This is a genomic window from Azospirillum sp., assembly GCF_035628975.1.
Lineage (GTDB): Bacteria > Pseudomonadota > Alphaproteobacteria > Azospirillales > Azospirillaceae > Azospirillum.
This window is the reverse complement of sequence record NZ_DASPIS010000138.1, coordinates 64,678-89,952: the sequence shown is the minus strand read 5'-3', so window position 1 is coordinate 89,952 and position 25,275 is coordinate 64,678. Positions and strand designations below refer to the sequence as shown.

The following is a 25,275-nucleotide window of genomic DNA, read 5'->3' as shown; positions in this document are numbered from 1 at the left end:
CGACGATGCATTCGCAGTACGACGGGACGGCTACCGCCATCGATTTCTCGGTGTCAGGCGACGGGATCGGACAGCTGCGCCACGACGGCGACGGGCGCGTCCGCCGCCCCACGCCAGCGCAGGACCAGACAGGTGATGTCGTCGGACTGCGGCGCACCGGCGGTGAAACGGGCGACATCGGTCAGCACCCCGTCCAGCCCGTCGCGCGCCGAGGCGTTGGTCTGCCCGGCGACTGCGGCAACAAGCCGCGGGTCGCCATACATAACGTCTTCACCGTTGAAGGCCTCGGTCACGCCATCGGTGAACAAAACGACCATGTCGCCGGTGTCCAGCGTCACGGTCTTCTCGCCGAAGGGCATGTCGGGCATGGCGGCCAGCGCAATGCCGGGGGTGCGCTCCAGCTCCTTCACCGCGCCGGAGGCGGTCATGCGCAGCGGCGGGTTGTGGCCGCCGTTGGAGAAGGCCAGCACGCCGGTACGCAGGTCCAGCTCACCGTAGAAGACGGTGACGAACATCATCTGTTCGTTTTCCGCGGCAAGCAGGTTGTTGACCCGGCGCATGGTCTCCGCCGGACCGACGCCGGATTCGGCGATGGCGCGCAGCATGGTGCGGGTGATCAGCATGAAGAAGGCGGCCGGGATGCCCTTGCCCGACACGTCGGCGATGACCAGCGCCACCTTGTGCTCGGAAATCGGGAAGAAATCGTAGAAATCGCCGCCGACCTCCTTGGCCGGGATCATCCGCGCGGCGATGTCCAGTTCCGGCAGATCGGGGAAGACCTGCGGCAGGATCGTCAGCTGCATGGTGCGGGCGATCTCCAACTCCTGCTGCAGGCTGATCAGCCGCCGCTTGTCGTCCAGCGCCTCTCGCAGGTCGCGCACCATTTGGGTCAGCTGTACCTGCTGGGTGCTGACCCGCGTCGCCAAGCGCGAGAAGCCCAGCGCCAGCAGCCCCAACTCGTCGCCGACCCCCTTGGATTGGGCGGACTGGGCATCGTGGGTCTCCGCCTCGATCTGGCGCAGCTCCTCCAACAGGTTCTGGCGGGCATCCTCCTCAAGCGTGACGGCCAGCGCCTCCATCTGGCGGCGGATGAAACGCTGCTGGCGGCGCAGGCGCCGTTCACGCTGGCCGGCACTGCGCTCGATCTCGCGCATCACGCCACGGAAGACCTCCACGGCACCGGCGATGCGGCCGATCTCGTCGTTGCCGGCCGGCAGCTCGACATAGCCCATGGCGCGCCCGCGGGAGAGATCCTGCAAAGCCTTCACCGCCCCGTCCAGCGTGGAGAAGTTCCGCCGCAGGAAGCCGTAGAGCAGGCCCAGCGCGCCCAGCAGCACCAGCCCGACCGCCGCGACATAGGCGACCGACCACAGCGCCTGCTCCTCAACCGCCTGGGTGACGTCGCTGGCGATCAGCACGGTGGCGACGCGCCCGCCGGCAAGGTCGGCGACCGGCAGGCTGGCCAGCGCATAGCGGCGCCCGCCGCCGGCGATGGTGGTGATGCTGCGGTCCGCCGGACGGATCAGCGGCTTGACCGCCGGCCAAAGCGGGTCGCTTTCCCCGTCGAAGGCGGTGCCGTTGCGGGTCACGGCGAAGACGCGCCCGCCGGTGGTCCGCCGCAGCACGTCCAGCGCGGCGACGAAATCCAGCCCGGCCACGGCGGCACCGGTAACGCCGGCCCCGCTGCCCGCCCCGCCGCCGGCCCCGGTCCCGGCATAGATCGGCACGCCGGCCACCACGACCAGCCGTTCGCCGTCGACCAGACGGACGCCGCGCGCCAGCTTCTGGCCCGACAGGATGGCATCCAGCGCGCCGCGGTTCAGCAGCGGTTCCGGCTCCAGCGCCGGGTCGGTGCTGTAGAGCAGTTCCGCCGATTTCGACAGAAGGTTGACGTCGGTGATTCCGCCGGCGGCGGGCGCGGCGACGATGCCGAGCGCCGCAACACGCCGGTCCAGGGCGCCGCGGTCCTCCGCCTCCACCGCACGGGCGATCTCGGCATCGCCGGCCAGCCGGCCCAGCCCCTGGTCGATGCGCCCGACGGCGCCCGACACTGCCAATTGCCAGGAGGTTTCGAGACGGGCCAGTTCCAGCTCGCGCGCACGGCGGTCGAGGGCATCCTCGCGCAGCGCGGCAAAGCCGAGGAGAAGGCCGGCCACCACGGTGACGGTGGCGAGAACGAACAGAATGATGCGGGTCTGAAGCAGCATCCGGGCCTCTCAGCTCCGCAGAACGACGATGGGACGGGCCAGCAGCGCGGCCAAGGCGGCCAGCAACAGCGTGGATGCCGCGAGCATCCCGCCGTCCCAGCCGACCGCCGCCGCCCACAGCAGGGCCGCGACGATCCCGGAGGCCAATGCCCGCAGCAGCGAGAGCTGCCCGCCGTCCGCCGCCTGACGGCGCACATAGGACAGTGCCAGCCCGGCGGCGAAACCGCCCGCCAGCCCACCGGCCAATCCGGCCGGCAACGCGGTACCGCCGAGCAGCAGCACGGCCGCCGCCGACAACAGCGCCAGCGCGCTCAGCACCGCCGCGACACGGCGCCAGCCGGGCGGTACGGCATAGCCGGCAATGGCACCAACCAGTGCAGCGGCCAGCGCCGGACCGGCCAGGGAAAGGCTGCCGGCGAGAACCAGCATGGGCGCCGCGGCGGCGGACAGCAGGGCGAAGGCAAGGACATCGTCGGACCGGGAATCGATCTCGCGGCGCGGCGCGGCCTCCAGGCCCGGACCGAGAGCGGTCAGCGCCGACAGTCGGGTGTCTTCGACGGCGGAGGCCACCTCCGGATCGAAGACGGCGGCGCGCACTTCGTCGGCATGGGCGGCGAAGCGCTGGCGGCGGTCGTGCAGGCCGAAGACGACGGCGTTGAAGGCGAACAGCAGCCGGCCGACCTGATCGCGCGGACGGCGGCCCAGCAGCGTGGCGAAACGCCCGTCCACCGCCTCCGCCATCGCCAAGGCCAGGCGGCGCAACGGCGCGCGGAAGCTGGCGCGGGCCAGAACGCCGGCCAGTTCGGCCAGCAGCACCAGAACCGCCAGCCCCCCCAGCGCCACCGTCGCCAGTTCCTCGGCGATCTGGCCGCGCACCTGCTGCGGCTGGACGCCGACCAGAACATGGCCGGCCGGCGGCTGGCCCACTCCGCCGCCGCCGCCTTCCGACGACAGGCGGCCGAGCCGCACAGGCACTCTCAGGATCAGCAGGCCGTCGCGCTCGATCGGCTGAAGCGTCGCGGCACGGGTCTCCGGCGTCGGCAGGCCGCGCAGGCCGGCGGTCAGCGCCTGCAGCCCGGCGGCGTCGATGCCGCCGCCGGTATTCACCGCCCCCTGCAGCAGTCCCCCGTCCCCACCGGTCAGCGCCAGGAAGCCCAGGTCCGGGTTGCGTCCGGCAACACCCTGAAGGAAGGCCCCCACGCCTTCGATGCGCGGCAGGGGAATGCCGTAGGCGATGGCGCGTTCCAGGTCGTGCTGAACCGCCTCCGCCACCGCGGCGGCCTTGGCGGCGCGCGCCTCCCCCAGCTGGTCCTGCGCCAGCCATGTGCCGAGCAGCCCGACGCCGGCCATCGCCAGGGTAGCCGCCAGCAGGATGGCGGCCGGAATGCCGACCATGAACAGACGATGGCCGCCGGAGGGGCCGCCGGAGGGGCCGCCGGAGGGGCCGCGGTAAGGGCTGCGGGAGGCGCTGCGGGTCGTCATGCGAGTTCGTCCAGGCGTGCGACTTCGCGCTCCGCCTCGTCCAGGATGGTCAGGCGCCGCCGCACCGCATCGGTGAAGGCGGCGGCCGGCAGCCCGAGTGTCTGTTGCCGCGATTGCGTCGGCGGTTCGGCGCGGATGCGACCGCCCTCCCCCAGCCCTTCGAGCGTGGTGGCGAGGTCGGCCAACGAACGGCGCGGTCCGGCGGCAAGCCGCAGGCCGGCCAGCCAGCCCAGCAGAGCCAGCGGAAGCGCGATCAGCACCGCGCCGATGGAGAGGGTCAGGGCATAATGGCGCATCGGTTCGGCCATCGCGCCTGCCGGCATGCGGACCAGCAGGCTGCCGGCCACCGTGTCGAAGCTGGTGGCGAGACCGACGCCGTAGACCCGCTCGTCCCCGCGCTCCTCCGACCAGAAGCCGCTGACGCCGGAATTGGGTTCAGCCCCCGTGCGGACAGGCAGAAGCTCGCCCACCTCCACCGCGTTGGTGGAGAACAGGACGGTGCCGGTCTCGTCCAGAACGGTGACGGACTGGATGCCGGGAAGGGCGACGCGGGCGCGGGCGAGCAGCCCGTCGACTTGCGGCAGGTCACCCAGCGCGAGGCCGAGGTTCAACTGGGTCTCGAGCGACGCCTTGGCCTCGCTCAGCACGAAGCCGACCTGGGAGGTCACCGCCTCGTCCAGGCGGCGCGCCTGTTCGCGCGTCCACAGCACGACGGCGGATAGTGCGGAGACGAACACCGCCACCGCCACGAACGCCGCCAGCCGCGCCCCGAAACTCCCCGATCCCATCCCGGCCATCCCCCTTCAGCCGGCCGCGCGCCTCAGCGCCCGCCCGGCCCCGTCCCGTCATGCTCCAGCGGAGCCTTTTCCCGGCCGCACAGCGCGTACCAGCGGCGCGCGGCACCGTCGCCCGCAGCGACGCGGCCCCAGACATGGCCGCGCTCGAACACGTCCCAGCGCCCGGCCAGCTCCTCCACCGCCACCAGTTCGGCGCTGGCGGTGTCGAAGATCGGATCGGCGGTGAAGTCGCGGTGGACCAGCAGCCGGACCAGATCGCCGCCGACGCGGACCAGCCGCTTCGGATAGATGCCGTGGCCGGCCAGATGGCCCCAGCTGCGGTGGTTGCGGGTGCTGACGGTGGTGATCAGGTGCCGGCGGCCCAGCGCCTCCGCCACCTCGATCCGCCAGTCGATCAGCCGGTGATGCAGGCCGCGCCCGCGCTCGGACGGATCGACCATCGCCGACGACATGTGCGCCACCCAGGGCAGTTCCGCCTCCGGCAGGTCGAGGTCGCGGCCCCGGTTGGGATCGTCGCCGGACGGCAGGCCCAGCGCGCCATAGGCGACCAGACGGGTCCCGGAGCGCCCATCCCGCCGGAAGATGCCGGCGGTCAGCCCCCTGTCGCCCAGATGGTCGGCGACGAAGTTCCCGACCTCGCCCGCCATGCGGTAATGGTCGGGATCCTCCAGGGTCGCCACCACGCGGACGCGGAAGTCGGCCAGCAGGTTGGAATCGTCCGGGTCCATCATGCGGGCGGTCAGCCCGTCCGGCAAATCGGCGGCCAGCGCCCGCAGGCGGACGGCGGCCACCGCGCGGGCGGCCTCGCCACGCAGGGGAGCTCCGCCGAACGGCAGGGTCATGGGGATGCGGGCGCTCATGATTCGATGATTTCCGCGAAATTCAGGAGGCCGATGGGCGGGTAGTACTCCAGCGCCCGGACCGTGGCCATGTTGATGATGACGGAAAAGCGCTTCAGCGTTTCCACGGGAATCTCGGCCGGACTGACGCCGTCCACCAGGATCTGCGCCGCCTTGAATGCGGTGAAGCGGCCGATGCCGTAGGCGCTGCTCGCCAGCGCCAGCATCGCCTTGTCGGTGCGCACGATCAGCTCGGTCACCGAGAAGGTCGGCAGGCCCAGGCGCAATGCCTCCGCCGCCACGACCGTGCGGTTGTGGAAGGCGATGAAGGTGTCGGGGCCGATATAGAGGACCTCGCCCCCGCGCCTCGCCACCCGGGCCAGCGCGTCGGGCACCGCGGCGGAGATCGGTTCGCCGCGGTCGTTCAGGGGGACCGGCTCCTCGATCAGCTCCAGCCCGCGCAGCGCCGTCTCGGCCCGCAGCCCCTCGATGGTGAGGACGGAGTTGCGTTCCTGCGGGTTGTAGACCACGCCCAGCCGCTTGATCGGGCGGTAGGCCTGGATGGTGTTCAGCTGCACCGCGATGGGCGCGATGTGGATGGTGCCGGTGACGTTGCGCCCCGACCGGGCTAGGTCGGGCACGATCCTCGCGTCTACGGGTGCGGCGACGAAGGTGAAGACCACGGGGATGTCGGTGACGTGCTTGCGCGGGTCCGCCTCGTCATGGGGACCGACCAGGGCGCGGGTCTGCGGCGTGCCCCAGCTGTAGACGAGGTCGGGACGCGTGTCCTTGATCTCCTGGATGATGCCCGGGAGCTTGGCGGTGTCGCCGCCGGTGTTGCGGATGGTGTAGTCCACCTTCAGGCCGCGGCGGGCCAGATAGTCCTTGAAGCCGAACTCGTTGTCGCTCTCGCCGCGGCCCAGCACCATGGTGATGCGGAAGGTCTTGTCGGGCACCGTGGCGGCCAGCGCCGACCCTACCAGCAGGTTGCCGGCCAGCGGCAGTCCGGGCAGGGCCAGCCCGCCGGCGGCGGCAAGGCGCAACAGCGAGCGGCGGCGGATGCGGAGGAGATCGCTTTCGTCGATTCTCATCGCGGTCAAGCCTCCTGTGGCCGGGCGGCGGGGGATGCCGGGCGCCCGGTGCGGAAAAGGATCCAAAACAGAAGCGCGCTCGCTCCGCACAGCAGGCCGATGCCCAGCATCGCCTCGCGGTAGGAGGTGGCGACCGCAACCGCCATCGCGGTGACGGGGCCGAGCGCGCCGCCCAGACGTTCGATCAGCCGGTACCAGCCGATGGCCGCGGTCTCCGGCAGGCCGCCGTCGCGGGCGATCTGCGAGACCAGCGTCAGCTGCGGGGCACCGACCAGCGCCTGCGACAGGCCGAACAAGGCTATGGCCAGCGGCGGCCCCCACAGCGCCTGGGTGGCGATGATGGGCAGGCAGCTCGCCAGCGTGCCGATGCCGCCGGCGGCGATGAAGCCGCGCCGCGCCTGCCAGCGGTCGGACAGGCTGGCGGCCAGCGGCGACACCAGGATGAAGGCGACGAAGTACATCATCTGCACGCGCCCGATCTCCGCCTTCGACGCGCCGTCGGCGGTCAGCAGCAGCGGCACGAGGCAGAAGAGGAAGGCGGTCGAGGCGATCTTCGTCGGGATGGCGCTCAGCACCATCAGGGCGGAGAAGCGGACGTCGCGGAACAGCGGCAAGGCGCTGCCCATGGCCGGACGGGCCGCACCGGCGCCGGCAGGGGACTGCGCCGCACCGCGGCCGCGCAGCAGAAGCAGGCTGACCGACAGGCCGGAGCCCAGCGCCAGAAGCGCACCCAGCAGGAAGGTGGCGCGGAAGCCGATCTGGTCGGCAATGATGCCGCCGCTGACCGGACCGCAGACACCGGCGGCCAGCAGCGCGCCGATGAACATCGCCATGCCGGCGGCGCGGTTGCGCGGGGTGGTGTGGTCGATGACGATGCCCTGCGCGGTGATCAGCACCAGCCCATAGCCGAGCGCCGTCAGGCAGCGCCACAGCATCAGCTCCGCCAGCGACCCGGCGAAGGCGGTCAGCGCGAGGCTGACGGAACCCAGCAGAGCGCCGATGGTGAAGGCGCGCGACCGGCCCCAGCGTTCGGAGAAGCGGGCGCCGCCCGGCTGCGACAGCGCCCAGATCAGCATGAACAGCGTGATCGGCAGGCTGACCACCATGTCCGGCGTCAGCCACGGCACCTCGCCGGCGAAGGATTTGGCGTAGGCCGGCAGGAAGGGGCGCGACAGCTCCTCCGACAGGCAGAACAGGAAGACCGGCAGCCGCAGGAAGACGAGGTTCAGCGGCGTCGGCGGCAGACGCGCGGAGTCCGGGTCGCGGAAGCGGAAGCGGCGGGCGAGCGCCGACAGCCCGGCCTCCGCCCGGCCGATCCGCGGGTCGTCGCCGCCCAGACGGCGGCGCAGCTCCGCCACCCGCGCGGCGAGGCCGGCATATCGGGCGTTGACGCCGTCGAGCGCGGCGCGCACGCCGCTTTCCAGCGCCCGGTCCTCCGATGCCGCCAGGGGGCCGGGAATCTCGGGCAGGGTGGCGCGGAAATCCCCCTCCTCCGCCCGGTCGGCAAGCAGCCGCAGGGTCAGTACCCGCCGCATGGCGAGATTCACCACCAGTTGCAGAACCTCGAAGATCAGCAGGACGGAGACGATGACCACCGACAGCACGTCCAGCGCCAGATCGGTCGAGGCCTTGGCCAGGAAGGCGCTGTCGACGCCGACATGCAGCGCACCGGCCGGATTGGCGGTGTCGCCCAGCGGGCGCTGGACGTCGACGAAGCCGCGGGCCAGCCTGCCGTCGGCGGGGCCGGTCAGCCGGTCGGGCGACAGCGCCGTGATGCCGCCCAGCGGTCCGCCCGCCGCGGCGACGATGCGCCCGTCCGGGCCCGTCACCGCGATGTAGGCGATGTCGTCGTGGCGTTCGACCTCCGCCGCCAGCAGGGCGTCGAGGCCGGCCATGCGGTCCAGCGGAATGCGGACGCCAAGCCCGCGGTCGATCTGCGCCCCCATCAGGTCGCCGACCGTCTGCGCCTTGCGCGCCAGTTCCGGCTGGAACAGCGGGTCGAAGCTGCGCAGCGACAGCCAGGAGGCAGCACCGGCGGCCAGCAGCAGGACCGCCACCGTGACGATGGTCAGCCGCAGCACCAGCGCGCTGATCGGGTCGCGCCGCCTGGCCGGCTTGGCGGTCGAGTTGGCAGACGGCTTGGCGGAGGTGTCGCGGGCCGGATCGCTCATGTCACCGCGCCCTTCACTGGGAGTGGTCCTGGGGCATTCGGCGCCATGGCATCCAATTCACGCTCCAACTCTTCCATGGCGTGATCGGCGTCGGCGATGCCGTGATTCAGGCGATCGCGCACCATGCCCAGCGGCGCGGTGCCGTCCGCCAATCCACCACGTCCGCCGCGCTGCCGCACCACGACGAAGACGGCGGCCAGCGTCACCAGCGCTGCGACACCCACCAGTGCCAGGATGTTGCCGCGCAACCCCTCCTCGACCGTCGCAACCCGCGATTTCAGCCCGGCCAGGGAAGAGCGCAGGATCACCTGCCCCACCGTCTGCCCGAAGCTGTTGCGCACGTCGGAACCGAGGATCAGGACATCGCCGGCGATCTGTTGGCGCAGGGTTCCGGCCGAAGCGTCGTCGCCCCAGCGCACGGGAGTGGGCTGGCCGACGGCGTTGCGGTCGGCGGCGAACAGAATGACGCCACGGTCGTCCACCACCTCCACGCCGAGGATTTCCTCGCCGGAGGCCGCGCGTTCGGCCTGTGCCTGCAGATCGACCAGTTCGGACAGGTCGAGGCCCAGCGTCAGGCCGTATTCGACCCGGCGCCGCATCTCGTCCGCCACCACCGCGAGGCGGGAGCCGGTGACCTCGCGCAGCTTCTGTTCGAACTTCAGTCCGGACAGCGCGACCGACAACAGCACGGCGGTCGCGACCGTCGCCGCGATCACGGCGCCGGTGCGCAGGGCCAGCACCCCGCCCAGCCTCATGGTGTCCCTACAACAGGAAAAGGTGATGCATCAGCCACGGATCGCCCAAAGCTCCATCGCCACCTGGGGGAAATCACCCGCTAGATGAACCGCGATTCCGCCTGATGTTGCAAGCTGTTTCCAAATAGGGCTACCGCGTTCGAGTTCGAAATACACGGCACCGGCATGGTAGGGCAGCTGGCGCGGAGCGACGGGCAGCGGCCTTACTCGGATTCCGGGCAACTGTACATTGACCAGTTCGCGGATTTGCTCCACCGGGCCGATCTTGACCAGCGCGGGGAAGTTGCGGCGCAACGCCTCGCCCGGCATGTCCGCCCGCACCGCCAGCACGAAGGTCGCCGTGGTGATCAGCGAGCGGTCGGCGATGGTGCCGACGCGGATGCCGTATTTGCGTTCCTGCAGGTCGATCGGGATGGCGGTCTGTTCCAGCACCGCGCTCAGCGAGCGGCGGATCTCCGCCATCACCGGCTCCAGCGTGCCCTGCAGATCCTCGTGCCGATAGGGCGGGAAGCTGGGCGGACGCTTGTTGACGGCGGTGAAGGTCGCCAGTTCGCCGGCCAGCCCCAGCATCATGCCGTGCAGCCGTTCCGGATGGATGTCGGGCATGCGGGCGATGTTGGCGAACAGCGGTTCCGACCGGTTGGCGACCTGCAGCATCAGGAAGTCGGCCATCTCACCGGCGCCGCGCCCGTTGGAACCGCCGACGCGGGCGGCCAGCGCCTCCGACCGGCTGTTCAGCAGGCCCTGGATCTCGGTGACGAAGCCGGCCAGCGGGGCCAGCGTCTGGACGTTCAGGGCCGGCGGGATGTAGCGCTCGTCCAGCGAAGCATGGCGGTCGGACCGCACCTCCTGGATGCGGGCGAGGCCCAGGCAGTGGTAGCCGGCGCGCTCCTGCCGCTCCAGACGGTAGCGCAGTCGCAGACGCCCGGTGCGGATGCGCGACACGCTGGCCGACCCGGCGATGGCGTCGACCGTCTCCGTCTCCTCGCCGACATAGCGGGTGGCGGCGTCGGCGCTCTCGCCCACCTCGAACTCCACGCCGCCGCGCTGGCGGACAGGCAGGGCGAGGTAGACGACGCTGTTCGCCAGCGTTTCCGGCAGGTCCAGCGGCGGCGGCGGATCGTCGTCGTCGGGAATGTTGATCGGCGTCCCGTCCTCCAGGATGCCCTTGCAGCGCAGGACGGCGAACTTGCCGACGGCCAGAAGCTCGCGGTTGATGGTGAGTTCGCTGATGCCCCAGGCGAAGGGACGGATGCCGGCGACGCGGCCGCGCACCAGCCGCTCGACATAGCGATCCTGCTGCTGGAAATGCTGCGCCCGCAGGAACATGCCTTCGGACCAGATGACCTTGTCGTCCCAACTCATGGGCGCTTTCCCTCTTGCAGGCTGATGGTCGTTGCCATGGTTCGCCGTCCTCCCGTCAGCCGCCCAGCGCGTGGCGGTGGATCGGCAGGAGCCGGCGGTACAGCGCGGCCAGCCGGGTGCCGCCGTCGGCGGTCTCCCCGGTCAGCTCGCGCACCGCGGCCAGCAGGGCCGACTGGTGGGCCGCACCGTCGGACACCGCCGCCTGCAGCAATGCCTCCGCCTCGGCGGGTGGCAGGGCGCGCAGGCGGGCGAGCGCGTCGTCGGCATCCACGGCGCGGCGCAGGATCGACTCCCCCTGCGCCATCGTCTCGTCCGGGTCGAGGCCGAGCAGAGCCTCCAGCGCCGCCTGCCGCCGCACCAGCGACAGCACGACATCGACCAGTGCGCGGCTGAGGGCGTCAGAGGCCGGGTCGGCGGCAGCAGTGGCGAAGGGCGACGGACGCGCACCGAAGGCCGGCGGGACCAGCGGCTCCTCGGCCCAATCGTCGGGCGGGGTGGCCGGCTGCGCCGCGAAGGGCTGGGCAGGAGCCGGGTTGGACGGCTGGGCGGCAGGTGTCAGCTCGACAGGATCATCCAGCCAGTCGTCTGGGATCGACGTACCGCCATTGCCCTTGTCAAAGCCTGCATCGAAGCCGGCATTGGGGTTGGCATTGCCGAACCCCGCCTGCTCGGCCGACACCCGGATGGTGCCGAGGCTGTCCGGCGAGAAGTCGGTCTGTGTGGAGCCCGGCCAATCGGGATCGCCGCCGGGCGCGTTCCCCGCCGCCGTGGGCTGCCAGCCGCCGCCCGGCTTGCCTCCCCAGCGCTCGTCCGGCTGCTGCAGGTCGCCGAACAGATCGTCGTCCTCCGGAATCGGCATCACCGACACCGGTCCGCGGCCGAAGGCCGGCAGGGCGAAGGGATCGTCCCCGGGCGAGGCCGCCGGCGACGGCGCCGGTTCGTCGGAGCCGCGCAGCACGGCCAGGAAGGGGTCGTTGGCGGGCGGCGCCTCCTCCGCGGCGAAGCCGGCGCGCATGACGAAGCCGCCCATCCGCAGCCGGTCGCCCTCGCCCACCACGGCGGAGTTGCCGCGGCCGATCGGGGTCGGCGCGTCGTTCAGGAAGACGCCGTTGGTGGAACTGTCGATGACGATATAGACGCCGCCCTTGAACTCCACCATGCAGTGGATTTTGGACAGCATCCGCTCCGGATCGTTGAGCACCCAGTCGCAGTCGGGACCGCGGCCGATCACCAGCCGTCCGGTGCCGAGATCGCGGGCGATGTCGCCGCCCTGCGCGGGCGGGCATTGGATCAGGGTCAGGCGCAGCTTCATCGGATCACGCCGCCCCCACCTTGCCGCTGCCGCCGTTGGCGATGTCCAACGCCTGGACCAGCGACGCGCGATGGCGGGCCGTGATCTCCTTGGGCACCGCCGCGGCGGCGATCAGCACCGCGGCGGCGGCGGCCGTCCCGGTCAGCCCGTCGCCCGGCGGCACCACCACCGCCGCGTCGGGCGGGGCGAGGCTGCCACCCGACCAGAAGGCGGCCATGGCGGCATAGGCGCAGGCGGTCTCGAAATTCATCGCCTCGGCCGGCGCGAAGCAGGCGCGGCGGTTCTCCTCCGTCGGGCGGTAGACCCAGCCCTCCGCCGCCTCCAGTGCCGCGACATCGGCCGGCGCCGGCTCGGCATGCAGCGCGCCGCGGGCGGACAGGCAGCCCCACCACACGGCCTCGCGCCGCGGCAGGGCCATGCCCAGCAGCCGGATGGCGTCGGCATACAGTTCGGCGTCGATCAGCGCCTTCAGGAAGACCGCCGTCGGAGCGTTCGGCGCGTACAGCGCCTTCGCTTCCGGCGACAGGTCCAGCCCCGCGACCGCTTCGGCCGCGCGGGCAAAGCGCAACTTCGGCAATAGCCCGATGTCCACCGTCCCAACCCCGCTTGAAAATCCGTCCCAGTGTGGACGGCGTTCGTCAATTGATGGTTACCACGCCGCCCTGGATCTTAACCATCGCGTCGCCGTTCACCTGCGTCATCGCGCCCTTGATCTGCACCTGCATGTCGCCGGTGAGCTTGACCATGCTGCCCTTGATGGTGACGCCGGTCTGGTCGATCTTGATGCTGTTGCCGCCGACCTTCAATTCGATGCCGGTCGCGGCCTGCATGGTGATCTGCCCGGCGGACGCCTTCACCGAAACGTCGCCCATGCCGAGCTTCAGGGCGTAATCGCCCTGCTTGACGTCGACCGACATGTCGCCCTGCTTGACGGTCAGGCTGTCGTTGCCCTGCCCGACCTCGACCGTCCGGTTGCCCTCGCCGACCGTGTGGGTGTCGTTGCCCTTGCTGACGGTGACGGTCCGGTTGCCCTTCCCCACCGTCAGGGTCTGGTTGCCCTCGGTCACCTCGTGGGTGTCGTTGCCTTTCGACACGGTGACGCTGCGGTTGCCTTTGGCGATGGTGACGGCTTCGTTGCCTTCCGACACCGTTTCGGTGCGGTCGTTCTTGATGGTGATGGTCTGGTCGTGGTCGACGGTTAGCTTGTCGTCGTTCTCCACCATCCGGGTGAAGTCCTTCTGGGCGTGGAAATAGATTTCTTCCGCGTCCTTCTTGTCCTCGAAGCGCAGCTCGTTGAAGGTCGCCGCGTCGCCGCCCTTGCTGGAGCGGGTCTTGATGCCGCTCTGCGTCTTGTTGTCGGGCAGCGCGTAGGGCGGCATATTCTCGGCGTTGTAGACGCAGCCGACGATCAGCGGCCGGTCGGGATCGCCGCCGATGTAGTCGACCAGCACCTCCATGCCCACACGCGGGGTGAAGATGGTGCCCCAGTTCTTGCCGGCCATGGTCTGGGCGACGCGCAACCAGACGAAGCTCTTCTCGTCCTTGGCGCCCTTGCGGTCCCAATGGAACTGCACCCGGACGCGGCCATACTTGTCGCAGTAGATCTCCTCGCCGCTGGGACCGACGACGGTGGCGGTGTCGGGACCATGGGTGCGCGGGCGCGGCACCGGCGGCGGGCGGAAAACGGTGGCTTCGGGGATCGCGGCGAAGCGGCAGGAGAATTGCGGCGGCATGCCGCCATTGCCGAGATGGCTCTCGTCCTGCGCGCTCAGCGCCAGATCGGTGACGACATAGCCCTTGCCCACTTCCGCCGTGACCGCATGGCCGGCCATGGAGATCTTGCCGCCGGCCGACAGTCCGCGGTAGGTCGCCGTGCCCTCCACCCGCTCATAGCCCGTCTCCGTCTCCTCCATGCGCAGGCGGGACAGGTCGGTGCCGTCGGCCTTGACCATGTGGCCGCCGGGATAATCGAACATCTCGTGCGACTTGAAGGCGGAAACGCCGAGCACCGTGGTGGTGCTGGCGGTCAGGTCGGTGCTGGGCGTCTCGAAATTATAGTCCTTCAGCGTCCATTTTCCGGACACGTAGGACTGGGAATGCGCCCAGCCGTCGATGGCCAGCGTGTTGCCCTGCGACGCGGTGGAGTGGTTGACGTCCTTGTCCAGGCAGTCGGTGTAGCCCGACGCGCTGTCGCTCAGCACCAGCGTGTGCTTGCCGGCCTCGTGCTGGAAATAGAAATAGATGCCCTCGTCCTGCAGAAGGCGGGCGATGAAGTCGTAATGGGTCTCGCGGTACTGCACGCAGACCGGGCGGGGATTGTGGGTGCCTGACAGCCCCTGCTTCTTCACCTCGGTCACGCCGCAGTCGGACAGCATGGCGTCGACGATCTGGACGACGCTCTTGTCCTGGAACACCTGGCAGTCGGAGCGCAGGGTCGCCAGCCACAGGGACGGCACAATCTCCGCCGTGTAGCGGCGGTAGCCGCGCAGAGCCAGCGGCCCGGCGGAAAAGCTCTTCACGATGCCGTTGATGATGCGCGGACTGCCACCCTGGCGCGCGATGGACAGCGTCAGCGACTTTCCCAGGATGTCGGCCGGCGCGATGGTCATCCGCGGCGAGATCATCGTGACGGTGTAGCGGAACAGGCGCGACAGCCCTTCCTCTCCCTCGACGGCAACCGGGATCAGCACGTCCGCGCCGAGCGGCGAGGTCAGCGACAGAAGCCGGCCGGTCTGCGAGATGGTGGGCGCATCCGACATGCGGGCTTGGTCCTTGATGTAGAGAAGGTGTCAATGATGGCAGGTGCTTTGCCCCCTCCCCGACCCTCCCCCACCTACGGTGGGAGAGGGTGCCTATTGCCGAAGCGGCGGCAGTCCCCTCCACCGCCAAGGGCGGGGGAGGGATAGGGAGGGGGCACCGCTTATCAGGCGCTCTTGGTCGTCGACAGGTCGTAGGAGACCGAGATCGGCGTGCCGGCCTTGTTCTTGTCGTCGTACGGAATGAACTTGTACTCCATCTTGGTGAAGCTGATGGAGATCGATTCAGACGGACGGTCACCGCCCGACGACATCGAGTAGGCCGAGACCAGGGCGTTGGTCAGGGTGTATTCGGCATAGGTGTTGCCCGGGCTGCCGGTGGTGACGAGGTGGATCTGCACCTTCTTGCCGATGGCGCCGGTGCAGGATTCGACGAAGAACTTCGGCGAGGAGCTGTCCATCAGCTTGGTGATGGTCACTTCCGACACCGACGGCTCCGAGGCTTCGCGGTTGGCGGTCGAGCCCGACGGGGTGCTGATGGCGCGGCCGACGCCCCACTGCAGCGAACCGACGTCCAGCCACTTCTTGTGGGTCTCGTGCGTGGCCTCGCCGTCGATGCCGTCGTACTTGATATAGATCGCCATGGTTGTCTCCTCGCTCTCTTGAAGTCGGTCTTAACGGGTGAAGCTTGGTCTGTGCTGTATGGTTACGAAAGAATTGAGGCGGGTGCTGTGACGGTCGTCACCGCCCGTCATTTTTATGCGCGCCCGCCCCGGCCCTCCCGTTTCCTTGGACTCAGGCGATGTCGTAGACGAAGCGGTCTTCGCCATCGACCGAGACGTGGACGCGGGTGATCGGCTCGCCGTCGCCCATGCGGGCGAGGATGCGGGACGAGATCTCCGGCAGAAGCGTGCGGCTCAGGATCGTCTCGATGTTGCGGGCGCCGCTGGAGACCTCCTGGCAGCGGTTGACGATGCTCTGGACCAGATCGTCGGAGTAGGAGAATGCGGCCTTGTAGTTCTGCACCACGCGCTTGGCGATGCGGTTCAACTGCAGGACCACGATCTTCGCCAGATTCTCGTCCGAAAGCTGGAAGTACGGGATGACCGTGCAGCGGCCGAGGAAGGCCGGCTTGAAGCTCTTCTGCAGTTCGGGATGCAGGGCCTCCAGCAGCCCCTCGGCGTCCGGCGCGGTCTCCGGATCGGCGCACAGCTTGTGGATCAGGTCCGTGCCGGCGTTCGACGTCATGATGATGACGGTGTTCTTGAAGTCGATGTCGCGGCCTTCGCCGTCCTTGATCGTGCCCTTGTCGAACACCTGGAAGAAGATGTCCTGCACGCCGGGATGGGCCTTCTCCAGCTCGTCCAGCAGGACGACGCTGTAGGGCCGGCGGCGCACCGCCTCGGTCAGGACGCCGCCTTCGCCGAAGCCGACATAGCCGGGAGGCGATCCGAGCAGCAGGGAGACCTTATGCTCCTCCTTGTACTCGGTCATGTTGATGGTGGTGACGTTCTGCTCGCCGCCATAGATCAGGTCGGCCAGCGTCAGCGCCGTCTCGGTCTTGCCGACACCGGAGGTGCCGACCATCAGGAAGACGCCGATCGGCTTGCGCGGGTCGGTCAGCTTGGCACGGCTGGTCCACATCGCCTGGGCGATGGCGTCCAGCGCGTGGTCCTGGCCGATGATCCGCTCCTTCATACGGTCGGCGAGCGACAGGATGGTCTTGATCTCGTTGGAGACCATGCGGCCGACCGGAACGCCGGTCCAGTTGGCGACCACCTCGGCCACCGCCTGCCCGTCCACCGCGACCTTGACCAGCGGATCCTCGCCCTGCAGCGCGGTCAGCTCGGCGGTCAGCGCGCTCAGCTTGGCGTTCAGCGCCTCGGCATCGAGCGGCTCCGCGGGAGCGGCGCCCTCGGCAGCCGGGGCCTTGGACTGCTCATGCGCGGCGACCAGCTGGTCGCGCGTCTCGTTGATGGCCTTGACCAGTTCCAGTTCCTTGGTCCAGCGCGCCTCCAGCGCCTCCAGGTCGGCCTGGGTGGCGGCGATCTTGTCCTTCAGCGCGGCGAGCAGTTCGGCATGGTCGATGCCGATGGCCTCCTCGCGCTCCAGGATCGCAACCTCGGTCTCGGTCAGCTGGATGGTGCGGCGGCGGTCCTCGATGGCCGGCGGCGTCGCCGTCTGGCTCATCGCCACGCGGGCGCAGGCGGTATCCAGCAGGCTGACCGCCTTGTCGGGAAGCTGGCGCGCCGGGATGTAGCGGCTGGACAGGCGGACCGATTCGATCAGCCCCTCGGTCACGATGCGGACCTTGTGGTGCTTCTCCAGCGTGGCGGTCAGGCCGCGCATCATGTCGACGGCAACCGGCTCCGCCGGCTCCTCCACCTTCACCACCTGGAAGCGGCGGGTCAGCGCCGGGTCCTTCTCGAAGTACTTCTTGTACTCGGCCCAGGTCGTGGCGGCGACGGTGCGCATCTCGCCGCGCGCGAGCGCCGGCTTCAGCAGGTTGGCGGCGTCGTTCTGGCCGGCCTGCCCGCCGGCGCCGATCAGGGTGTGCGCCTCGTCGATGAACATGATGATGGGCTGGCTGGAGCCCTTCACCTCGTCGATCACGCCCTTCAGCCGGTTCTCGAACTCGCCCTTCATGCCGGCGCCGGCCTGGAGCAGGCCGAGGTCGAGCGACAGCAGGCGGACGTTGCGCAGGTCAGGCGGCACGTCGCCGGCGGCGATGCGCAGCGCGAAGCCTTCGACCACCGCCGTCTTGCCGACGCCGGCCTCGCCGGTCAGGATCGGGTTGTTCTGGCGGCGGCGGGTCAGCACGTCGATGATCTGGCGGATCTCGGCGTCGCGGCCCAGCACCGGATCGATCTTGCCGTTCTTGGCGCGGTCGGTCAGGTCGATGGTGTACTGGTCGAGGTTGGGGGTCGCCCCGCCGACCTTCGGCGCGCCGACCGCGGAGGTCCCGCCGGCAGCGCCGCCGGCCGCTGCGACCGGCGCGCTGGTGCGCGCCTCCGCCGTATCGGCGACGATCTTGGGCAGATCGCGGCGCAGCACATCCGCGGTGATCTTCGCGAACTGGCCGGACATGTCGCGCGCCTGGGCCGACAGCGATTCGTCGGACAGCAGGGCCGCCAGCAGATGGCCGGAGCGAACCGCCCCCTCGCCATACTGCAGCGAGGCCAGCACCCACGCCTCGCGCATCAGCTGCACCAGATTGGGCGACAGGGCCGGCGCCCGGCTGTTGCCGGTCTTCAGCTTATCCAGCACCCGCGTCAGGTCGGCGGACAGGCGGCCGGCGTCGATCTCGTAAACGCGCAGAATGGCGGAGATGTCGCCGTCGGCCGCGCCGATCAGCTGGAGAAGCCAGTGCTCGATCTCGCAATTGTAATGCGTGCGCGACAGCGTCTGTCCGGCCGCAGCCTCCAGCGCCCGCCGGCACAGAGGATTAAGCCGCGAAATCATGCTCTGCAGATCGACCGCCACCATGGCTCCACCCCCTTCGTGTGACTTGCGTGTCTTCAACCCATGCGGGCAGAGCGCCTGCGGCACCCGCACCAACTCAACCGACCGGCCGGTTCGTCCTGTGGCTGTGCCGCGGACTTTGACCAAGCCATTTCGAAAAATCCACTGCTATGCTTCGCAAGAAGACTGAAACTTCTTCGTTTCATTCTCGAATCATGCACGTAACATCATCAAATGCGTTCTATATTGCATGACGGCGCGGTCATGCATCCGAACCGTCCAGGGAATATCGACCGGTTCTCCCAAAAGCTGCAGGTGCTCGACCGACTGCGGATGGGCGCCCGGCGTCAGGAGCCGCGCCAGCACGGCCTCGCAACGGCCGGCATCGTCCCCCCGCTGCGAATGGCCGCCCAGCCAGGCCTCGACCGGCGTCGCCTGTGTCGACCAGTCGAAGGGCGTCGCCAGCACCGCGCCGCCGCCGTCCGCCACCACGCCGTCCATGGCGCGCAGCAGGGCCGGCGGCGAGGCGACGCAGTCCAGAACGTTCATCGCCGCAACCAGGGCGAAGCTGCGCGGGGCGAAGGGCGGGAACAGCGCGTCGCCGATCCAGAAATCCACCCGCTCCGTCCCGGCGAACCGCGCCTCGATCCGCTGCCGGTCATAGGCGATGCCGGAACGGCGCAGCGGGAAAACCGCTTCCCCCCGCTCCATCACCCGCCGCGCCAGCATCAGCAGCGGCCAGTGCAGGTCGAGGCCGAGCACCAGATCCTCCCCCCGCGCCGCCAGTTCGAAACTGGTCCGTCCGGCACCGCAGCCGAGGTCCAGCGCCGGCCCCGCCGGCAGCGGTCCAAGCCGGTCCAGCCCGGCGGCGAGGCAGCGGACGACCGACCCGGCCTGCCCGTCCGGGGTGGCGGGATCGAGGTCGCCGTAATGGTCCCAGCCATAACTGGACAGGTGCTGGCGGGTGGCGTTGAAGGCGCTGTCGGGGCCGAACCCGTCGCCCAGCACCCCTTCCATCGCCGCCGGAATGTCGGTGCGGGTGGTCAGCAGATGCCCGTTCGCCGCCATCCAACCGCGCAGGTCCGGCACCAGGATCGGAGCGCCGTCGACGATGGGATATTCCATCGCGCAAGCCTCGTCGCCGCAGACCAGCGTTCCCCAATGGACGGCACCGGCGTCCGCCTCCTCCACGATGCCGAGCGCCAACGGCACCGCCACGCCGCGGGTGGCGAGGCAGCGCGGGCAGACCGGGCGCAGGCGCTCGAAATGGGAAAGGCGCATGCGGTCAGCCGCCGATGATGACGGTCGGACAGCCGGGCGGCATCACCTTGCCCACCGGGGCGGGGATCGGCGCGACGCAGCTGACGTGGGCGGTCATGTCGTTGATGCGCGCCGCCGGCAGGTTGTTGATCAGCACCGTCGTCGACCCTTGGGAGATCATGCCCGGTCCGGCCGGAATGCAGCCCGGCAGCACGCAGGGGGCGGAAATGTCGGTCAGCCGCGCGGCCGGCATTTTTCCGATCAGCACCGTCGGGCTGCCCAGCACGATCGCCAGCGGCAGGCCCGGATGCGGCGCCGGCGCCGGCACGGGGGCCGGCGGGTGGATCGGTGCGTGGCAGTGCGGCGTGTCCTGCTTGATCAGGTCGCCGAGGCGGGCGGCGGGCGGCATCTGGTGTCTCCGGCCGTTCAGAACAGGGATTCGCCCGACGCCACCGGGGCGCCGAGCAGCGAGGACGCGGGATCATATCCGGGCGGCGGCAGAACAGGGCGGCCGGCACGGAACAGCGCCCGCGCAACCACCGTCTCTCCATCCTCGGCAAAGAAGAGGCAGGGCCCCTCCAGCATCCCGTCGGCTATGCCGACCCGCGCGACCAAGCGGCCGGCCGGATCGCGCCTCTCAATCAGAACGGGAGAAATGCCTCCTGAACTTTCCACCGGAACGGCAGCGATGCCCGATGTTGCAGATGGAATGGCGTCAGGAGTCATTGCAAAAGGGGTCCCAGGAAGGGTTCGTTCCGACGTCAGGCGAACAGCATTCATCCGCAATTGCGTTTCGTCAAGCTCATAGGGGTAGCCCTGCCGCTGATTTGTTACGCAACTGCAATATTCCATTCGGCTGGCTTCAAAATGACGAATAGCCTTGTCGAACCGTCGGAAGTAACGCTATCAATTTCCCGGCACGAACGCTTACCCCCAAATCGGCGGGCTCCGCTACCTGCGGCTCTGACCTTCTTCATATGAATGTGGAAAGGGTGCTTTCCTTCATGCCGACACCGCAGATTTTCGACATCGAAGAGCTTCTGCAGCCGATCGAGGGCGATTCCGAATGCGGGATCGACCTGCGCGAGAATGCCTCGGCCGACTACTACACCGTCAAGGATGCCCGCAGCGCCGCCCGCGCCGCCGAACGCTCCATGGATGTGGAGGACGACGCCGGCGGCCTTCTGCCGGAATGGCGCACCATCTTGGAGGTCAGCCCGCGCATCCTGCGCACCCAGGCGAAGGACCTCGAGGTCACCGCGTGGTTCATCGAGGCGCTGCTGCGGGCGGAGGGTTACGCCGGCCTGCGCGACGGCTTCGCGCTGGCCCGCGGACTGGTGGAGCGGTTCTGGGACAACCTGTACCCGGCCCCGGACGAGGACGGCATCGCCACCCGCGTCGGCCCGCTGACCGGCCTGAACGGCGAATCGGCCGACGGCACGCTGATCCAGCCGGTCCGCAAGGTGCCGCTGACCCTGGGCGACATTCCTTATTCGCTCTGGCAGTACGAACAGGCCATCGAGCTGGCGAAGATCACCGACGAGGCGCGCCGCCAGGCGCGCATCGACAACGGCGCCGTCACCTGGGAACAGTTCGAGCAGAGCGTCCGCGAGACGCCGGCCTCCGAATTCAAGACTCTGCTGGAGGACATCCAAGGCGCCATCGACGAGTTCGAGGCGCTGGGCAAGGTCCTCTACGACAAGGCCGGCTACGACGCGCCGCCGGCCGGCAACATCCGCAACGTCCTGACGGCGGCGCTCGACGCGGTGAACTACGCCGCGCGCGACCGTCTGGCGACGCTGGGCGGCGACGAGCCCGCCGCGGCGGAGGCCGCCTCCACGTCCACCGAACTGGTCGCGACCGGCGGCGCGATCGTGGCGGCCGGCGCCAAGGCGCAGGCGAGCGGGGCTGTGACAACGCGCGAGGAGGCCTTCAAGGTCCTCTTGCAGGTCGCCGATTTCTTCCGCAAGACGGAACCCCATTCCCCCATCTCCTACACGTTGGAGGAGGTGGTCCGCCGCGGCCGCATGTCGTTGCAGGAACTCCTGATGGAGCTCATCACCGACGAGGAAACACGGCGGCAGTTCTTCATCGCGTCCGGCGCCAAGGCGCCGCCGCCGGCAGAGCAATCAGGGTATTGACGATCACCGCCTATCCTACGGCGTGAGCAGGGAGGTCCGATAACATGGCGAGTATCCACCAGAAGCTGGATCGCGTGCGCAAGCCCCGCGTCCACATCACCTACGACGTCGAGACCGAGGGTGCGACCGTCGTCAAGGAGCTGCCCTTCGTCGTGGGCGTGCTCGGCGACTTCTCGGGCGATCCGACGGAGCCGTTGAAGCCCCTGAAGGACCGCAAGTTCATCCAGATCGACCGCGACAACTTCAACGACGTCATGGCCCGCATGACGCCCGGCCTGAAGATGAAGGTGGACAACACGCTGGCCGACGACGGCACCCAGCTGTCGGTCGATCTCGCCTTCAAGTCGATGGAGGATTTCGAGCCGGGCCGCGTCGTGCAGCAGGTCGAGCCGCTGCGCAAGCTGCTGGAGACCCGCAACCAGCTGCGCGATCTGCTGAGCAAGGCCGACCGCTCGGAAGAGCTGGAGGGCCTGCTGGAGCGCGTGCTGCAGAACACCGACGAGCTGGCCGCGCTGAGCGGCGAGCTCGGCACCGAGAAGAAGGAGGGTTGATCCGATGAGCGACGCTCAGACCCAGGGCGCGGCCGCCGCCGGCGCCGTTGCCGAAGGCACCGGCCTCTCGATTCTCGACCAGGCCATCGCCGCCACCAAGCAGACCGAGCCGGACCGTGCGCAGGAGCTGCTGCGCACCCTGACCCAGGAAGCGCTGGCCGGCACGGTCACCTTCAACAAGAACCTGGGCCAGACGATCAACAAGGCGATCGCCGCGATCGACGCCAAGATCAGCAAGCAGCTCAACGCGATCATGCACCACGAGAAGTTCCAGAAGCTGGAAGGCTCGTGGCGCGGCCTGAACTATCTGGTCATGAACTCGGAGACGGGCTCCACGCTCAAGATCCGCGTCATGAACTGCCCGAAGAAGGACCTGTACAAGGACATCTCGAAGGCGGTCGAGTTCGACCAGAGCAACCTGTTCAAGAAGATCTACGAGAACGAGTTCGGCATCGCCGGCGGCGAACCCTACGGCGCCCTGATCGGCGACTACGAGTTCACCAACCACCCCGACGACATGGAGCTGCTGACCGGCGTCTCCAACGTCGCGGCGGCCGCCTTCGCGCCCTTCATCTCGGCCGCCAGCCCGAAGCTGTTCGGCTTCGAGGACATGACCGAGCTGTCGAAGCCGCGCGACCTGGAGAAGATCTTCGACAGCGTCGAGTACACCAAGTGGCGCAGCTTCCGTGAGAGCGACGACAGCCGCTTCGTCACGCTGACCATGCCGCGCGTGCTCGCCCGCATGCCCTACGGCGCCAACACCAAGCCGATCGAGGAGTTCGAGTACGAGGAGGCTCCGTACGAAGGCGGTATCGCCCGGCCGATGGCCCACAACGATTACTGCTGGATGAACGCCTCCTACGCGATGGGCCAGCGCCTGACCAATGCCTTCTCGCAGTATGGCTGGTGCACGGCCATCCGCGGCGCCGAGGGCGGCGGCAAGGTGGAGAACCTGCCCTTCCACACCTTCACCTCGGACGACGGCGACAGCGACGCCAAGTGCCCGACCGAGATCGGCATCACCGACCGCCGCGAGGCCGAGCTGTCGAAGCTGGGCTTCCTGCCGCTCTGCCATTACAAGAACCAGGACTACGCCGTCTTCTTCGGCGCCCAGACCACGCAGAAGCCCAAGAAGTACGACCGGCCGGAGGCGACCGCGAACGCCGCGATCTCCGCCCGCCTGCCCTACATCATGGCGACCTCGCGTTTCGCCCATTACCTGAAGATCATGGCGCGCGACAAGATCGGCTCCTTCATGGAGGCGAGCGACTGCGAGGCGTGGCTGAACCGCTGGATCCTGAACTACGTCAACGGCAACGAAGCCGCGGGCCAGGAGATGAAGGCGAAGTACCCGCTGGCCGAGGCCAAGGTGCAGGTGAAGGAAATCCCGGGCAAGCCCGGCTCCTACAACGCCGTCGCCTGGATGCGCCCGTGGCTGCAGATGGAGGAACTGACCACCTCCATGCGCATGGTCGCCCGCATCCCGCAGGCCGGCTGATAACCGCATGACCGGGCACGCGGCCGAAATTCATGCCGACGATGCGGAGGCGACGGTCCTTGAACGGCCGTTGCGTCTGCGGGCGGTCGACATGGCGCTCGGCCGCGACGATGCCGGCTCGCTCGACGCCTTCCTGGCGGCCAATGACCCCGGGGAGGCGTTGCGGCTGTGGTTCGGCATCACGCTTCCCGTTCATGACAGCCTGGACAAGCTGCGCGCCGCGCTCGACCGCGACATCGCGGCGATCGACGCGCTGCTGTCCGAACAGGTCAACGCCATCCTGCACCACAAGCGCTTCCAGTCGCTGGAAGGCTCGTGGCGCGGGGTGCGCACGCTGGTGAAGCAGGCGCAGAACGCCGAGACGGTGGTGCTGCGCCTGCTCAACCTGACCTGGCCCGAACTGTGCCGCGACCAGGAACGCGCCATCGAGTTCGACCAGAGCCAGCTGTTCAACAAGGTCTACAGCGACGAATTCGGCATGCCCGGCGGCCGCCCCTTCGGCGTGCTGCTGTGCGACTATGCCGTCCAGCATCGCCCGACCAAGGAGCGGCCGACCGACGACGTGTCCGGCCTCAAGGGGCTGGCCCAGGTCGCCGCCGCCGCCTTCGCGCCGGCCATCGTCGGCGCGGCGCCCGAGCTGTTCGGTCTGGAGACCTTCCACGAGCTCGGCCTGCCGCTCGACCTGAAATCGGTGCTGCGGCAGACGGAATACCAGCGCTGGCAGCGCTTCCAGGAAACCGAGGATTCGCGGTTCGTCGGCGTGGCCCTGCCGCGCGTGCTGATGCGCGAGCCCTATGGCGACGATCCGCAGGCCCGCCACGGTTTCCGCTTCCGCGAGGAATCGGTCGGTGGCGAGGGCGGCATGCGGCTGGAGGATCATTGCTGGGGCAATGCCGTCTATGCCTTCGGCACCGTGCTGATCCGTTCCTACCTGCAGCATGGCTGGTTCGCCGACATCCGCGGCGCCCAGCGCGACGTGGTGGGCGGCGGGCTGGTGACCGAGCTGGTGGTGCCGGATTTCGCCACCGACAGCATCAAGGTCGCGCAGAAATTCTCGGTCGAAGTGTCGATCTCCGACCAGCTGGAGCGCGATCTCGACGATCTCGGCTTCATCCCGGTCAGCCGCTGCAAGGACACGCCCTATCTGGTCTTCTACGGCAACCAGTCGGTCCAACGGGTCGGCCAGTTCACCACCACCACGGCGACGGCCAACGCCCGGCTGTCGGCGATGCTGCGCTACATGTTCTGCATCGCGCGCTTCGCCCATTTCCTGAAGGTGATGGTGCGCGACCGCGTCGGCTCCTTCGTCACGCCGGAGGAATGCGAACGCGACCTGCAGAGCTGGCTGCACGGCTACTGCCTGGGCAACGACGACGCCAGCCTGGACCAGAAGGCCCGCTATCCCTTGCGCGAGGGCAGCATCCAGGTCCGCGCCATTCCGGGCAAGCCCGGCAACTACCAATGCGTCATCCATCTTCGGCCGCACTTCCAGCTGGATCAGGTCTTCTCGACCTTCAAGCTGGTGACCGAACTGGCCCAAACCGGCGGCGCGGCCTGACCCGACCGTCAACCGAAGTCAGGCGCTCCA

General features: G+C 69.1%; 20 protein-coding genes. 4 read left to right on the top strand and 16 right to left on the bottom strand.

All coding sequences use genetic code 11. From position 1 onward, the window contains the following. Positions 1–53 precede the first annotated feature (53 nt). The 16 genes from VD964_RS28550 to VD964_RS28475 form a co-directional block, all read right to left on the bottom strand. The gene (locus tag VD964_RS28550; RefSeq protein WP_324871813.1) at positions 54–2,207 is read right to left on the bottom strand and encodes a PP2C family protein-serine/threonine phosphatase; all 2,154 of its coding nucleotides are present in this window, start codon (positions 2,205–2,207) and stop codon (positions 54–56) included. 9 nt (positions 2,208–2,216) lie between these two features. Beyond that, the gene (locus VD964_RS28545) at positions 2,217–3,689 is read right to left on the bottom strand and encodes a hypothetical protein (protein ID WP_324871811.1); all 1,473 of its coding nucleotides are present in this window, start codon (positions 3,687–3,689) and stop codon (positions 2,217–2,219) included. Beyond that, on the bottom strand, positions 3,686–4,477 hold the full coding sequence (locus VD964_RS28540) for a hypothetical protein (RefSeq protein WP_324871810.1): 792 nt from the start codon (positions 4,475–4,477) through the stop codon (positions 3,686–3,688). Before VD964_RS28540 ends, VD964_RS28545 begins: the two co-directional genes overlap by 4 nt. A 32-nt stretch (positions 4,478–4,509) precedes the next feature. Next, positions 4,510–5,346 carry a GNAT family N-acetyltransferase gene (locus VD964_RS28535; RefSeq protein WP_324871809.1) on the bottom strand — a complete coding sequence of 279 codons (837 nt, stop codon included), beginning with the start codon at positions 5,344–5,346 and terminating at the stop codon, positions 4,510–4,512. Next, positions 5,343–6,416: an ABC transporter substrate-binding protein gene (locus VD964_RS28530; protein ID WP_324871808.1), complete on the bottom strand. Its 1,074-nt coding sequence runs from the start codon at positions 6,414–6,416 to the stop codon at positions 5,343–5,345. Before VD964_RS28530 ends, VD964_RS28535 begins: the two co-directional genes overlap by 4 nt. Before the next feature lie 5 nt (positions 6,417–6,421). Continuing rightward, positions 6,422–8,587, bottom strand: coding sequence for an MFS transporter (locus tag VD964_RS28525; RefSeq protein WP_324871807.1), 2,166 nt, complete (start codon positions 8,585–8,587; stop codon positions 6,422–6,424). Then, positions 8,584–9,342 carry a hypothetical protein gene (locus VD964_RS28520; protein WP_324871806.1) on the bottom strand — a complete coding sequence of 253 codons (759 nt, stop codon included), beginning with the start codon at positions 9,340–9,342 and terminating at the stop codon, positions 8,584–8,586. The genes VD964_RS28525 and VD964_RS28520 overlap by 4 nt, the downstream gene beginning before the upstream one ends. Before the next feature lie 30 nt (positions 9,343–9,372). Continuing rightward, the gene (gene tssK, locus VD964_RS28515; protein ID WP_324871805.1) at positions 9,373–10,707 is read right to left on the bottom strand and encodes a type VI secretion system baseplate subunit TssK; all 1,335 of its coding nucleotides are present in this window, start codon (positions 10,705–10,707) and stop codon (positions 9,373–9,375) included. 55 nt (positions 10,708–10,762) lie between these two features. Further along, positions 10,763–12,019 (bottom strand): type VI secretion system-associated FHA domain protein, encoded by a 1,257-nt coding sequence (locus VD964_RS28510; RefSeq protein WP_324871804.1) that lies wholly within the window; start codon positions 12,017–12,019, stop codon positions 10,763–10,765. 4 nt (positions 12,020–12,023) lie between these two features. Next, positions 12,024–12,611 (bottom strand): DUF6931 family protein, encoded by a 588-nt coding sequence (locus VD964_RS28505; RefSeq protein WP_324871803.1) that lies wholly within the window; start codon positions 12,609–12,611, stop codon positions 12,024–12,026. Positions 12,612–12,657: 46 nt separating this feature from the next. After that, positions 12,658–14,778, bottom strand: coding sequence for a type VI secretion system Vgr family protein (locus VD964_RS28500; protein ID WP_324871802.1), 2,121 nt, complete (start codon positions 14,776–14,778; stop codon positions 12,658–12,660). 164 nt (positions 14,779–14,942) lie between these two features. Then, the gene (locus VD964_RS28495; RefSeq protein WP_149223339.1) at positions 14,943–15,419 is read right to left on the bottom strand and encodes an Hcp family type VI secretion system effector; all 477 of its coding nucleotides are present in this window, start codon (positions 15,417–15,419) and stop codon (positions 14,943–14,945) included. Between the two features lie 151 nt (positions 15,420–15,570). Continuing rightward, on the bottom strand, positions 15,571–18,261 hold the full coding sequence (gene tssH, locus VD964_RS28490) for a type VI secretion system ATPase TssH (protein ID WP_324871801.1): 2,691 nt from the start codon (positions 18,259–18,261) through the stop codon (positions 15,571–15,573). 189 nt (positions 18,262–18,450) lie between these two features. After that, positions 18,451–19,518, bottom strand: a complete 1,068-nt coding sequence (locus tag VD964_RS28485) for a methyltransferase domain-containing protein (protein ID WP_324871800.1) — start codon at positions 19,516–19,518, stop codon at positions 18,451–18,453. 4 nt (positions 19,519–19,522) lie between these two features. Continuing rightward, positions 19,523–19,906 carry a PAAR domain-containing protein gene (locus VD964_RS28480; RefSeq protein WP_324871799.1) on the bottom strand — a complete coding sequence of 128 codons (384 nt, stop codon included), beginning with the start codon at positions 19,904–19,906 and terminating at the stop codon, positions 19,523–19,525. A 17-nt stretch (positions 19,907–19,923) separates the two neighbouring features. Beyond that, the gene (locus tag VD964_RS28475; protein ID WP_324871798.1) at positions 19,924–20,349 is read right to left on the bottom strand and encodes a hypothetical protein; all 426 of its coding nucleotides are present in this window, start codon (positions 20,347–20,349) and stop codon (positions 19,924–19,926) included. 152 nt (positions 20,350–20,501) lie between these two features. On the opposite strand from VD964_RS28475, the gene tssA reads away from it, so the two are divergent. Genes tssA through tssC (VD964_RS28455) form a run of 4 tightly spaced genes read left to right on the top strand, consistent with a single transcriptional unit; the run spans position 20,502 to position 25,245 of the window. Next, on the top strand, positions 20,502–21,638 hold the full coding sequence (tssA, locus tag VD964_RS28470; RefSeq protein WP_324871797.1) for a type VI secretion system protein TssA: 1,137 nt from the start codon (positions 20,502–20,504) through the stop codon (positions 21,636–21,638). Positions 21,639–21,682: 44 nt separating this feature from the next. Continuing rightward, a complete protein-coding gene (tssB, locus tag VD964_RS28465; protein WP_111065970.1) occupies positions 21,683–22,189 on the top strand; it encodes a type VI secretion system contractile sheath small subunit in 507 nt (168 codons plus the stop codon). Positions 22,190–22,193: 4 nt separating this feature from the next. Further along, positions 22,194–23,687 carry a type VI secretion system contractile sheath large subunit gene (gene tssC, locus VD964_RS28460; protein WP_324871796.1) on the top strand — a complete coding sequence of 498 codons (1,494 nt, stop codon included), beginning with the start codon at positions 22,194–22,196 and terminating at the stop codon, positions 23,685–23,687. A 7-nt stretch (positions 23,688–23,694) separates the two neighbouring features. Then, the gene (gene tssC / locus VD964_RS28455) at positions 23,695–25,245 is read left to right on the top strand and encodes a type VI secretion system contractile sheath large subunit (RefSeq protein ID WP_324871795.1); all 1,551 of its coding nucleotides are present in this window, start codon (positions 23,695–23,697) and stop codon (positions 25,243–25,245) included. Positions 25,246–25,275: the final 30 nt, after the last annotated feature.

Bases quoted from the DNA above. Each gene is read 5' to 3' on its own strand.
- tssC (WP_324871795.1), top strand. From the start codon at position 23,695: ATGACCGGGCACGCGGCCGAAATTCATGCCGACGATGCGGAGGCGACG.
- VD964_RS28530 (WP_324871808.1), bottom strand. From the start codon at position 6,416: ATGAGAATCGACGAAAGCGATCTCCTCCGCATCCGCCGCCGCTCGCTG.
- VD964_RS28520 (WP_324871806.1), bottom strand. From the start codon at position 9,342: ATGAGGCTGGGCGGGGTGCTGGCCCTGCGCACCGGCGCCGTGATCGCG.
- VD964_RS28545 (WP_324871811.1), bottom strand. From the start codon at position 3,689: ATGACGACCCGCAGCGCCTCCCGCAGCCCTTACCGCGGCCCCTCCGGC.
- VD964_RS28485 (WP_324871800.1), bottom strand. From the start codon at position 19,518: ATGCGCCTTTCCCATTTCGAGCGCCTGCGCCCGGTCTGCCCGCGCTGC.
- VD964_RS28495 (WP_149223339.1), bottom strand. From the start codon at position 15,419: ATGGCGATCTATATCAAGTACGACGGCATCGACGGCGAGGCCACGCAC.
- VD964_RS28535 (WP_324871809.1), bottom strand. From the start codon at position 5,346: ATGAGCGCCCGCATCCCCATGACCCTGCCGTTCGGCGGAGCTCCCCTG.
- VD964_RS28550 (WP_324871813.1), bottom strand. From the start codon at position 2,207: ATGCTGCTTCAGACCCGCATCATTCTGTTCGTTCTCGCCACCGTCACC.
- VD964_RS28525 (WP_324871807.1), bottom strand. From the start codon at position 8,587: ATGAGCGATCCGGCCCGCGACACCTCCGCCAAGCCGTCTGCCAACTCG.
- VD964_RS28475 (WP_324871798.1), bottom strand. From the start codon at position 20,349: ATGGAATATTGCAGTTGCGTAACAAATCAGCGGCAGGGCTACCCCTAT.
- VD964_RS28510 (WP_324871804.1), bottom strand. From the start codon at position 12,019: ATGAAGCTGCGCCTGACCCTGATCCAATGCCCGCCCGCGCAGGGCGGC.
- tssB (WP_111065970.1), top strand. From the start codon at position 21,683: ATGGCGAGTATCCACCAGAAGCTGGATCGCGTGCGCAAGCCCCGCGTC.
- tssA (WP_324871797.1), top strand. From the start codon at position 20,502: ATGCCGACACCGCAGATTTTCGACATCGAAGAGCTTCTGCAGCCGATC.
- tssH (WP_324871801.1), bottom strand. From the start codon at position 18,261: ATGGTGGCGGTCGATCTGCAGAGCATGATTTCGCGGCTTAATCCTCTG.
- tssK (WP_324871805.1), bottom strand. From the start codon at position 10,707: ATGAGTTGGGACGACAAGGTCATCTGGTCCGAAGGCATGTTCCTGCGG.
- VD964_RS28540 (WP_324871810.1), bottom strand. From the start codon at position 4,477: ATGGGATCGGGGAGTTTCGGGGCGCGGCTGGCGGCGTTCGTGGCGGTG.
- tssC (WP_324871796.1), top strand. From the start codon at position 22,194: ATGAGCGACGCTCAGACCCAGGGCGCGGCCGCCGCCGGCGCCGTTGCC.
- VD964_RS28500 (WP_324871802.1), bottom strand. From the start codon at position 14,778: ATGTCGGATGCGCCCACCATCTCGCAGACCGGCCGGCTTCTGTCGCTG.
- VD964_RS28480 (WP_324871799.1), bottom strand. From the start codon at position 19,906: ATGCCGCCCGCCGCCCGCCTCGGCGACCTGATCAAGCAGGACACGCCG.